General features: G+C 62.1%; 10 protein-coding genes and 1 pseudogene. 10 read left to right on the forward strand and 1 reads right to left on the reverse strand.

Annotated features, from left to right (window positions below; translation table 11 throughout):
- The 3 genes and pseudogenes from DNK49_RS22305 to DNK49_RS22315 all read left to right on the forward strand — a co-directional run.
- Positions 1–176: pseudogene (locus tag DNK49_RS22305) on the forward strand (4-hydroxy-2-oxovalerate aldolase); the annotation flags it as partial.
- A 258-nt stretch (positions 177–434) separates the two neighbouring features.
- The gene (locus tag DNK49_RS22310) at positions 435–1538 is read left to right on the forward strand and encodes an alcohol dehydrogenase catalytic domain-containing protein (RefSeq protein WP_110530203.1); all 1104 of its coding nucleotides are present in this window, start codon (positions 435–437) and stop codon (positions 1536–1538) included.
- A 72-nt stretch (positions 1539–1610) separates the two neighbouring features.
- Positions 1611–2147 (forward strand): cupin domain-containing protein, encoded by a 537-nt coding sequence (locus DNK49_RS22315; protein WP_110530206.1) that lies wholly within the window; start codon positions 1611–1613, stop codon positions 2145–2147.
- A 226-nt stretch (positions 2148–2373) separates the two neighbouring features.
- Here DNK49_RS22315 and DNK49_RS22320 read toward each other — a convergent pair whose 3' ends face one another.
- Positions 2374–3105, reverse strand: coding sequence for an FCD domain-containing protein (locus DNK49_RS22320; protein WP_306441437.1), 732 nt, complete (start codon positions 3103–3105; stop codon positions 2374–2376).
- A 193-nt stretch (positions 3106–3298) separates the two neighbouring features.
- Here DNK49_RS22320 and DNK49_RS22325 point away from each other — a divergent pair, with 193 nt between their 5' ends.
- The 7 genes from DNK49_RS22325 (at position 3299) to DNK49_RS22355 (ending at position 10088) form a co-directional block, all read left to right on the forward strand.
- Positions 3299–4153 carry an alpha/beta fold hydrolase gene (locus DNK49_RS22325; protein WP_110530208.1) on the forward strand — a complete coding sequence of 285 codons (855 nt, stop codon included), beginning with the start codon at positions 3299–3301 and terminating at the stop codon, positions 4151–4153.
- Between the two features lie 94 nt (positions 4154–4247).
- The gene (locus DNK49_RS22330) at positions 4248–4685 is read left to right on the forward strand and encodes a lipocalin-like domain-containing protein (RefSeq protein WP_110530211.1); all 438 of its coding nucleotides are present in this window, start codon (positions 4248–4250) and stop codon (positions 4683–4685) included.
- Positions 4686–4868: 183 nt separating this feature from the next.
- Entirely contained in the window at positions 4869–5756 is an 888-nt protein-coding gene (locus DNK49_RS22335) for a VOC family protein (protein ID WP_110530213.1), read from the forward strand.
- A 270-nt stretch (positions 5757–6026) separates the two neighbouring features.
- Positions 6027–7028, forward strand: coding sequence for an AraC family transcriptional regulator (locus tag DNK49_RS22340; RefSeq protein WP_110530216.1), 1002 nt, complete (start codon positions 6027–6029; stop codon positions 7026–7028).
- A 94-nt stretch (positions 7029–7122) separates the two neighbouring features.
- Entirely contained in the window at positions 7123–8109 is a 987-nt protein-coding gene (locus DNK49_RS22345; protein ID WP_110530219.1) for an AraC family transcriptional regulator, read from the forward strand.
- A 180-nt stretch (positions 8110–8289) separates the two neighbouring features.
- Positions 8290–9519: a styrene monooxygenase/indole monooxygenase family protein gene (locus DNK49_RS22350; protein ID WP_110530221.1), complete on the forward strand. Its 1230-nt coding sequence runs from the start codon at positions 8290–8292 to the stop codon at positions 9517–9519.
- A 71-nt stretch (positions 9520–9590) separates the two neighbouring features.
- The gene (locus DNK49_RS22355; RefSeq protein WP_110530224.1) at positions 9591–10088 is read left to right on the forward strand and encodes a flavin reductase family protein; all 498 of its coding nucleotides are present in this window, start codon (positions 9591–9593) and stop codon (positions 10086–10088) included.
- Positions 10089–10441: the final 353 nt, after the last annotated feature.

Here is a 10441-nt window from a genome sequence, read left to right on the forward strand (position 1 = left end):
GGGTGTATGGGTCCTTCCTGCTGTTTGCCAAGCGTGCCGAGCAGAAGTACGGGGTGCCGGCACGCGAGATTCTGGTGGAGATGGGCCGGCGCGGCATGGTTGGCGGGCAGGAGGACATGATCGAGGACACCGCCATCACCCTGGCGAAGGCCAGACAAGGTGCCACGGTGTCCTGAGCGCAGCTTGCCCGGCCCATTCCGGAGGCCCGCCACCGGCGAGCCTTTGCAGATCAGCTTCGGGGGGCACCTGAATCCCCGAGGCTGAACGGGGCCCCGATGCCCGTCTGGCCCTGCGGGCGTTCCCGATTCAACGCCCTTTGTCGATGCGTACCTGATGCGTATCGAGGGGCGGGTTCGGCCTGCGAGGTCTGCAGGTCCGCAACACACGGCAAGGTCGCCCCGTCAGTGCGGCCGATACCCACGGAGGAAGACACGATGACGATGATGAAAGCCGCACGCCTGCATGAGATCGGCGGCAAGTTCTCGATCGATGAGGTGCCGGTGCCCAAACCCGGCAAGCATGATGTGCTGGTCAGGGTCGAGGCCTGTGGCGTGATTCCGAACCTGCGCAATGTGGTGACGCATTTCCCGACCTGGTATCCCTTCCTGCCCTTGCCAGCCTTGCCGGCGATCTTTGGTCTTGATGCGGCCGGCACGATTGCGGCCGTCGGCGACGGGGTGAGCTCGTTCAAGCCGGGCGAGCGGGTGTATGTGAACCCGGGCGTCGGTTGCGGCGAGTGCCGTCATTGCAAGCAGGGCGAACCGACCCGATGTGACGCCTATACCTTCATGGGCTACTTTGGCTTTGGCCCGGGGTCACAGGCCATCTTTGAAAAATACCCGTATGCCGGCTATGCCGAATACACCACCGCACCCGCGGCCAATCTGGTGCGTCTGCCCGCCGCGATGAAGACCGAACAGGCTGCGCGTTTCGGTTATCTGGGGACGGCCTATTCGGCCATTCGCAAATCCGGCCTGCGCCCGGGCCAGGACATCCTGATCCTGGGTGCAACCGGCACGCTGGGAGTGGGGGCGACCTTGCTTGCGCTGGCGTTTGGCGCTTCGCGGGTGGTCGTGGTGGCGCGCGACCCGGCTGCGCTGGATCGATTGGTCAAGCTCGACCCGCAGCGGGTCGTCCCCTTGTGCTGGGGCGCGCGCAGCATCCATGAGCAGGTCCGGGAACGGATTCCGGATGGCGTCGATGTCATGCTCGATACCCTGGGGGCAAAGGCACCGGCCGAGTTGTCGGTGGATGCCATGCAGGCGGTGGTGCGGGGTGGTCGCATCGTGCAGATCGGTGGGGTCGCAGGCCCGATCCCGATTGATCCGCACCCCTTCATGTGTGCCCAGTTGCAATACATCGGCTCGCTGTGGTTCACCCCGGCGGAGGGCGACGAGATGGCCAGCATGATTGCCGCCGGTACGGTGGATCTCGGCCTGCTGGAGTCGCGACCCTATGCCCTCGATCAGATCAATGAGGCGCTTGAGGACATCCAGACCCAGGCCAATGGTTTCACCAATTTCCATATCAAGCACTGAACGCCCATCGCGGGGGCAACGCGGGGGGCGTGTTGCTCCCCACGGAATCCTTCAGCACAGGAGAGATTGATCATGAACACGAACCGAGTCGTCACCGGCCACGATGGTGCCGGACAGGCTGATGTCCTGCTCGCAGGTCCGGTGCCTGGCAGTGAGGTTTTCGAGCATAGTCCGGGTTTTCACGCGGCGGTGGTGTGGACGACCCCGTCTTCACCGCACATCGAGGCACGTCCCGCGGACGCGGCACTAGGGCTTCAGTCGGTCATGCCTGCGCTGGGTGGAACCACCGCGATGCGGGTGACCTTTCCGCCGGATAGCCTGAGCACGGGTGAAGGTTTCGATCCGGAAAAGGCGGGCGCCGAGTTCGCCCGGCGCCTGCCTGGGCTAGCGGATACCTTCGAGCCGGACGGTTCCGGTTATCACCGTACCAGCACCATCGACTACGGCGTGGTGATCGAAGGGGAGATCTGGCTCGATCTTGGGAACGGCCGCGAGCAGTGCCTGCGCAAGGGCGATGTGGTGGTTCAGGTCGGTACCCGTCATGCGTGGCGCAACCGCAGCAATCAGCCGGCGCAGTTGTTCTTTGTGCTGATTGGGGCGCAGCGTTAAGCAGGTGCCGCCAGTGGCGGTACAGGGCGCGAGCGGGTGTTCGGCGCCCTGATGCACCGTTTCAGTTGGTCACCGTCCGGACATACGACAGTGGAGACATTCACTGCAATTGGTAGGGTGATCTGACCCTGAGCGAAGCCTATGGATTCTGCCGCATGGCCTTGACGATCACCCCGTTGCCGACCCCACAGATGAGACCGCCTTCCTTCGCCGTGGAATGAAAGCGTCAGGCCGCCTTGTCGGCGTTGGGTGTGCCAAGCAGATTGCTGCGCAGGATGACATCCACCGGACGACGGACGTGCTTCTGCAATACCTCCACCAGTTTGTCGGCATTGCGTGCCAGGGCGTGGTCGACGATTTGCTGGTGCTCGTTGTGCACATCGCGCGGACGTGGGCCGTCCAGTGCCGACAGCTTGCGGTAGCGCTCAGCCTGCAGGTGCAGGGTGGCCCTGAGCCGGATCAGGCGCGGTGAGGCACAGGCCGACACCAGTGCCTCGTGGAATTCGAAGTTGCGTCGCTCCCACTCCTCATAGACTTCGGCCGTTCTGGCGCCCAGGCGTTCTTCTGCCAGTGAAAGACGGTGAAAGCTGCTGACCAGCCGTCCTTCCCATTCGTCTCCGCCGTGAATCAGGCTTTGCCGTACCGCTTCACACTCGACCAGCGAGCGGACGTAGCTGAGATCTTCCAGATCCTCGACCGACATCGGGGCAACGGTAAAGCCGCGTTGTCCCTGAGCGACCACCAGCGAGTCCGATACCAGCAGTGCCAGCGCCTCACGCAAGGTTCCCGAGCTGACTGCGTAGCGCGTTTTCAGATGCTCCACCCGTAGTTTTTCGCCGGGTGCATGCACACCAAGCACGATATTGCGGCGGATTTCCCGGTACGCGGTTTCGATCAGCGTAGCGGGAGCGCCGTCATGAAGGGAGGCGCTGGAGGTGAATGAGGTGTCGAGCATCATCGTGGTCAGAGGCAGTCGCGTTCAGGAATCATCATAGCATCGGATTGGATGTTGACATCTTGAATAATAAAAGACAATCTACTTAAAAATTAATTTTACAAAAAAATCTCGAGAATTTATCGGCTGGATATCCGGCACTCAGGCCGGCTTGTCACGCCGTCATTCTTGGGATCTGGATCTGACAGGAGCGGACATGAGTCAAGACAATCCGGAAGTGGGTCTCAGCATCGACGTCGGTGGTATTCGTACCAACTATCACGATCTCGGTCGCGGTACGCCCGTGCTGATGATTCATGGTTCGGGCCCCGGTGTCAGTGGTTGGGTGAACTGGCGGATGGTCATGAACGATCTCGCACGGGATCGGCGCGTCATCATTCCGGACATGGTGGGCTTCGGGTTCACCGAACGCCGGCCGGGACAAGCTTATGATGTCGATACCTGGGTGGCGCAGCTCACCGGTCTGCTCGATGCGCTGGATCTGCCGCGGGTGGATATCGTGGGGAATTCATTCGGTGGTGCGCTTGCACTCAAGCTGGCCATCCGCCATCCGCAACGCTTGCGTCGCATCGTGCTGATGGGGAGTGCAGGCTTGCGATTCCCCATCACCGAGGGGCTGGAGGCGGTCTGGGGTTACGAGCCCTCGCTGGAAAACATGCGTGCCCTGCTCGACATATTTGCCTTCGACCGAGGGCTGGTCAATGACGAACTGGCGCGGCTGCGCTACCAGGCCAGCATCCAGCCGGGGTTCCAGGAGGCCTTCTCGGCCATGTTTCCCGCGCCCCGCCAGCGCTGGGTGGATGCACTGGCCAGTGACGAGACCGATCTGCGTGCGCTGCCACATGAAACCTTGCTGGTTCACGGCAGGGAGGATCGGGTGATTCCCCTCGACTCCTCGGTACAGCTGAGCCGGCTGATCCCGCGGGCTCAACTGCATGTGTTTGGCCGCTGCGGGCACTGGACCCAGATCGAGCAGGCTGCACGATTCGTACGTCTGGTCGGTGATTTCCTCGGCGAAGCGGGTGCAGACGAGCCGCGTGCGCTGAACTGAGCAAGGGTTTCAAACGGACCGCCGCTGGGCACGGCCCATCGGCGATGGACAACACCGGATCGCCGCAGGTCGGCAATTCACCGGAGAGAGCAGGATGGCAGATCAAGGTATCGAGGGGCGCTGGAACATCGTGTCGTGGCGGCAGGAATACGATGATGGGCGTGTTGTGCACCCGTTTGGCGAGGGGCTCGAAGGCTTCATCCATTACGCGGATGGCAGGATGTTCTGTGTGCTTTCGAAGAAGCCGCGCACGGCATTCACGACCGGTGGGCAATGGGATGCGTCGGATGCCGACAAGGCGGCCGCCTACAACGAGTATCTGACGTATGCCGGCGGCTACAGCTTCGATGGCGAAACAGTGACGCACCATATCGAGCTGTGCATCTTCCCGAACTGGCAGGGCAGCGCTCAACGACGCAAGGTCGTGCGCACCGGAGGGGATGAAATGACCCTGGTTGCGCGCATCGAGGAGGGGACGCCGGAAGCGCGTACCGCCATTCTCGCCTGGCGCCGGGCGCCAACCGCCGCCTGAGGACTTGTGAAGAAGTCGTAGCGAGCGGGTCGAGTGCGAGGCGCGATCGATGCGAACGACGAGACATATCAAATGGATCGGCGAGGAGTGAGCAAGTGAGCAACGCAGCAATCGATCCGCGCAGTGGATTTATTCACAAGTTCTGAGTGGGCGGAACAAAACATATTCCAGGAGACAAGACTGATGGCACAGGTTAAACGACTGGCCTATGTGCAGATCGAGGCGAGCGACCTCGACGCATGGCGTAATTTTGGCCGCGATGTGCTGGCCTGCGAGTTGGTGGAATCCGGCGATCCGCTGGATGTGCGCTTCAGGGTGGATGATCGTCCCTGGCGGATTCAGGTGACGTCAGGACCGCGCAACGACATTGTCGCGGTCGGCCTGGAGGTCGATTGTGCCGAGGATTTTGCCACTCTCCGCGAGCGTCTGATTGACAACGGTGTGACGGTGCGCAGCGGTGATGCCGAGGCGTGTGAAGCACGGGGTGTGCGCGAGTTGTTGTCCTTCAGCGATCCGGCAGGAATGGCGGTCGAGCTTTCGTATGGCTCGCTGCTGCGGCCGCAGCAACCTTTTCATGCGCCGATTGCGCATGGGGGCTTCGTCACCGGTGACCAGGGGCTGGGTCACCTGATGCTGGTGGTCGAGAATGTGGACGAGGTGCATCGTTTCTACTGCGAGATGCTGGGCTTCGTGACCAGCGATTATGTGTCCACACCCGACTACGGCGGACAGCGTGGCAACTTTGTGTTCATGCGTTGCAACCCGCGCCACCACTCGCTGGCCATCGGCTATCTGCCGCTGGGCCGCAGGCTGGGTCACCTGATGCTGCAGGTGCGTGACTTCGATGATGTCGGCCGTGGGCTGGACCGGGTGCTGCGTAGTCCCTTCCGCCAGACCCGCGCTCTGGGGCGCCACATCAATGACCGGATGTTCTCGTTCTACGTCGAGAGTCCGTCAGGGGTACAGGTTGAGTATGGCTGGGGGGGGCTGGAGGTCGAGGAGGGCAATCATGACGTCAAGACGTATGACGTCACCAGTGCATGGGGTCATCAGCATCTATTGAAAAAGTAGTACTGTTACGGACGTGGTCTGCCCTGTTCCAGGCAGGCCTCGAAACGGCAGCATCTGCGTGCCGAGCCCGGGAAGTTGTGGGACTTGATTGATGGTTGCGATGTGACGGGGTCTGGCGGGGCTCATGCCTGCGCCCTGAAGGTGGGTGGTGCAGAACCGCTTTTCCCGCTGTCGTATCCACACCGTTTCACGTCCGGCAGTTGGCCGCGGGCAGATCCGTAACAGAGCGGACTTCGGCATGCTTACCGACAGAGAACGGAGGAGAGCACGATGCAGTTGCAGGGGTTGATTCACGATCGATCGGCATTTGCCGGCATGCGTAGTTTCGAACGTTTTCAGACTCGCGATCTCGAGGAGGCCCGTCGCTGGGGAACCCGGGTGTTCTGCGAGAATGATCTGAGGAGCCTCGATGCGCGCAAGCCGGTCAATGCGCACATGGCCTATCGTCGCCTCAATGGAATTGGCATTGGGCGCATGAGCTACGGCGGGGAGGTCAACATCGAGCCCGGGCTGCTCGACACCTTCTATCTGATCCAGATGCCCATGTCCGGCAGCGAGCGTATCGAATGCGGCGGAGAGATCACGCAAACCTCGGCTGCACTGGGTAGCGTGCTCAATTCACACCGTCCGGTCCGGATTCGTCACGCCGAACGGACCGAAAAGCTGATCCTGAGAGTGGATCGCGACCTGCTTGACCGCCATTGTCGTCAGCATCTGGGTGGCAGCTTGCCAGACCCGGTGGTGTTCGACACGGCGATGCCCCTCGATACTGCGTCCGGCCAGCGCTGGATGCGCACCATGCACTGGCTGCTCGATACCCTGCAGGCCGAGTGCGACCCGGTCTCACCCCTGCTGGTGGCACAGATCGAGCAGATGGTGGTGACGATGTTGCTGGTGTGTCAGTCGCACAACTACACCCGGACCTTGTGCGAGGATTCGCGCACGGTGACGCCGGCCTTCATCAAGCGGGCAGAGCAGTACATCGAGGATCACGCGCACGAGCCGATCACCGTGGGTGACATGGCTGAGCACGTCGGTGTCAGCACCCGGTCCTTGTTCACCGGCTTCCGCAAGTATCGCAACACCTCGCCGATGCTGTACCTGAAAGAGGTGCGGCTGACCCGAGTGCGGGAACAACTCTTGCGTGCCCAGACAGGGCGAACAACGGTGACCGCAGTCGCCTATCAGTGGGGCTTTGGCCATCTGGGACATTTCACCACCGACTACAAGCGCCGTTTCGGCGAAAGCCCGTCCGAGACGCTGGCGCGCTGACCGTGGGGTGTGAAGTCTGGCGGCCTTTTTGAGGCGCGCAGGCTTGCCGGCGTTCTCGTGGGATTCGGATTGACGGGATTTGCAGGGTGGGGTGATGTCCATGCAGCAGGTGGCAAGGTATCAGCGTTCGGCGTTGTTCCAATCGAGCGATCTGGACGAGACGCGGCAGATCGTATCGGGACTGTATTGCGATCATCGCCTCGATCAGACCCGGGGGGGCGGCAGCCTGGCCTACCGCCAGGCCTATTGCCGTCTGGGCGATCTGGGCTTCAGCCGTATGGAGTACGGCGCCGATGTCCGTGTGGAGCCCGGCAGGCTGGGTGATTTCTATCTGATCCAGGTGCCCTTGAGCGGCGTGGATCACATGACGGCGGATGGCGTCAGGATCTGTTCCGATCCCGGTCACGCGTCGATTCACGCGCCAGGCAGTGGGCTGGGCATGCACTGGAGCGAAGACTGCCGCAAGTTCGTCGTGCGCATCGAGCGTGCCGCGCTCGAACGTCACGCCGCTGCCTTGTCGGGGCATGACATGTCGCGGACGCTGGCGTTCCGACCGGTGCTCGATCTGCAGGATGCTGGCGTACGATCGTGGGTGTCCACCGCGCAGCATGTGCTTGACCAGATCGACGGTAACCCGCGCTTGGCCGACGAGGCCTTAGTACGGGTGCAGTTCGAGCAACTGTTGATGACGACCCTATTGAGCTGGTTGCCCGGCAACTTTGCGCAACTGAGCCAGAGTGAGCGCCGTACTGTACTGCCGCGTCATGTCAAGGCTGCCGAAGAGTACATGCGTGCCCATCCGGAGCAGGCCTTGACCGTAGAGAGCCTTGCGCAAGAGGTTGGCGTCAGTGGCCGCACATTGTTTGAAGGCTTCCGGAAGTTCCTGGGCGTCAGCCCGATGCGCTATCTGCGCGATCTGCGCATGGACTGCGCCCGCCGTGATCTGCTGGACCCGGCCAAGCCGCGCAGCGTGACCGCAATTGCCACGCACTGGGGCTTCTATCAGCTCGGTCGGTTTGCCTGCGAGTACCGTCGGCGTTTCGATGAGCAACCGCACGAAACCATGGCGCGGGCGCGCTGAGCCGGACAAATCTGCACGCTTGTGGTGCGTTTGCGCACCGCAATGGTGAGTGCTTGTTTTTCCTGCATTTTCTGCACATCCGCCGCAGTCCTTGCATATTTCTTACCGTCGTAGTCAGTCAAATTGTGTCCGTCTCTGGTGTCGGAGACAGCGGACCAACCTACGACGGAGAAAACGGAAATGCGCAAGATCACCATCATCGGCGCCGGTCAGGCCGGGCTGCAACTCGGGATCGGCCTGCTGGCGAAGGGCTTTGAGGTCACCCTGGTGTCGAACCGCACGGCGGATCAGATCGGCAGCGGTCGAGTGATGTCCAGCCAGTCCATGTACGACATGGCTGTCGGCTATGAGCGCGAACTGGGGCTGGCCTTTTGGGATGGGGTTTGCCCGCCGATCTCCGGCGTGCATTTTCGCGCCGGGGATCGCTCGGGCCAGACTCCGATCGACTGGCGCTCGCCGATGGGGGCACCCGGGCAGTCGGTGGATCAAAGGATCAAGATGCCGGTGTGGATGGCCGAGTTCGAGCGTCGTGGAGGCCGTCTGTTGATCGAGGATGCCGGTGTGGCAGATCTCGAGCGCTACGCAGCCGGCAGCGATCTGGTCGTCGTCTCCACCGGCAAGGGCGAGGTCGGAAAACTGTTCGAGCGCGATGCCGAACGCAGCACCTTTGACCAGCCCTTGCGCACGATCTCGCTGACTTACGTTCATGGCATGAAGCCGCGCGATGACTACTCGGCGCTGAACATCAGCGTCAATCCCGGCATTGGCGAGTATGTGAATTTTCCTGCACTGACGCTCAGTGGCCCCTGCGACATCATCAACCTGGAGTGCGTGCCAGGCGGGCCGATGGACCGCTGGCATGAGGCGACCACGCCCGATGCGCATCTGAAGCTGGCCGTGGAACTGATCCGGGAATTCTTTCCGTGGGAGGCCGAGCGCTGCACGGACCTGCGTCTGACGGACGATCTCGGCACCTTGGTCGGCCGTATCACGCCGACCATTCGCAAGGCCGTCGGCCGCCTGCCGTCGGGGGCGACGGTGATGGGGATGGCCGATGTGCTGGTGCTCAACGATCCGATCACCGGGCAGGGGTCCAACAATGCCAGCAAGTGTGCGGCAGTCTATACCGCAGCCATCGCCGCACAGGGCGACAAGCCTTTTGATGAGGCCTGGATGCAGGCGACGTTCGAAGCTTACTGGGATTACGCGCAGTGGGTGACGCGCTTCACCAACACCCATCTGTTGCCACCACCCGAGCAGGTGTTGAAGGTGTTCTGTGCCTGCCGCGACAACCCGCGCCTGGCTGCCCGTGTCGCCAACGCTTTTGACGATCCGAAAAGCCTGGCGCCGTGGTACTACGATCCGGTCGAGGCCGACCGCCTGATCGAATCCTATGCAGTTGCGGCCTGAGGGGGGCGTATGGGTCGTATCTTCCCGCCCCCGTCTGGTCAAGGGCCGCTCGATATTCAGTCGGGGGTCGCATGATCGATCCGCGAGCGCTGCGTCGTGCCTTCGGACACTTTGCCACTGGCGTCACCATTGTCACCACACGTGACCGTGAGGGTGCGCCGGTGGGGGTGACGGCAAGCAGTTTCAATACGGTGTCCCTGTCGCCACCCCTGGTGCTGTGGAGTATTGGCCGAAGCGCCTACAGCTTCGACACCTTCTCCAGCGCCAGCCACTTTGCCATTCATGTGCTGGATGCGGATCAGCGTGCCCTGTCCGACCGTTTTGCGCGTGCGTCGTCTGACAAGTTTGCAGGTGTTCGTCTGGCGCAGGGCGAAGGGGGCGTGCCCTTGATCGACGGTATCCAGACCGTGTTCGAGTGCGAAACGGCACAGCGTCACGACGGTGGCGACCACCTGATCCTGGTTGGTCGGGTGTTGTCGTTCCGGCTGCCGTCGCATGAGGCCGATCCCTTGTTGTTCCACTGCGGCCGATATGCCGCGATGGATCGCAGTGACCGGATGCTGGCCTGACGCTCCGGTTCGACGGCTCGTGCTCCCTTGCCCTGTTCGTTCAGTGATTTGTGCACTGACGGGATAAACCCGGTACGCAAGGGAGCGCCGAGCCCGGAGGCCCTACCTAGGATGAAGCCCTGAACTGCACACCGCACAGGCGGCCGGGGCAGGGCACCAGAACGTGATACAGGAGAATGACATGTCAGCAGACGAACCGATCATCCGTCGCCGAGTGGTGAGTGGGGGTCACGGGATCAGTGATGCGCGCACGAACAACGCGAAGACGCAAAGCCAGTACCAGCCGTACAAGGATGCGGCGTGGGGTTTCATCAATCACTGGTACCCGGCGGTGTTCAGCAAGGAGTTGGGCG

Origin of the sequence: Parazoarcus communis SWub3 = DSM 12120, from assembly GCF_003226565.1 — a bacterium.
Lineage (GTDB): Bacteria > Pseudomonadota > Gammaproteobacteria > Burkholderiales > Rhodocyclaceae > Parazoarcus > Parazoarcus communis.

Bases quoted from the DNA above. Each gene is read 5' to 3' on its own strand.
- DNK49_RS22320 (WP_306441437.1), bottom strand. From the start codon at position 3,105: ATGATGCTCGACACCTCATTCACCTCCAGCGCCTCCCTTCATGACGGC.
- DNK49_RS22350 (WP_110530221.1), top strand. From the start codon at position 8,290: ATGCGCAAGATCACCATCATCGGCGCCGGTCAGGCCGGGCTGCAACTC.
- DNK49_RS22345 (WP_110530219.1), top strand. From the start codon at position 7,123: ATGTCCATGCAGCAGGTGGCAAGGTATCAGCGTTCGGCGTTGTTCCAA.
- DNK49_RS22325 (WP_110530208.1), top strand. From the start codon at position 3,299: ATGAGTCAAGACAATCCGGAAGTGGGTCTCAGCATCGACGTCGGTGGT.
- DNK49_RS22335 (WP_110530213.1), top strand. From the start codon at position 4,869: ATGGCACAGGTTAAACGACTGGCCTATGTGCAGATCGAGGCGAGCGAC.
- DNK49_RS22310 (WP_110530203.1), top strand. From the start codon at position 435: ATGACGATGATGAAAGCCGCACGCCTGCATGAGATCGGCGGCAAGTTC.
- DNK49_RS22315 (WP_110530206.1), top strand. From the start codon at position 1,611: ATGAACACGAACCGAGTCGTCACCGGCCACGATGGTGCCGGACAGGCT.
- DNK49_RS22340 (WP_110530216.1), top strand. From the start codon at position 6,027: ATGCAGTTGCAGGGGTTGATTCACGATCGATCGGCATTTGCCGGCATG.
- DNK49_RS22355 (WP_110530224.1), top strand. From the start codon at position 9,591: ATGATCGATCCGCGAGCGCTGCGTCGTGCCTTCGGACACTTTGCCACT.
- DNK49_RS22330 (WP_110530211.1), top strand. From the start codon at position 4,248: ATGGCAGATCAAGGTATCGAGGGGCGCTGGAACATCGTGTCGTGGCGG.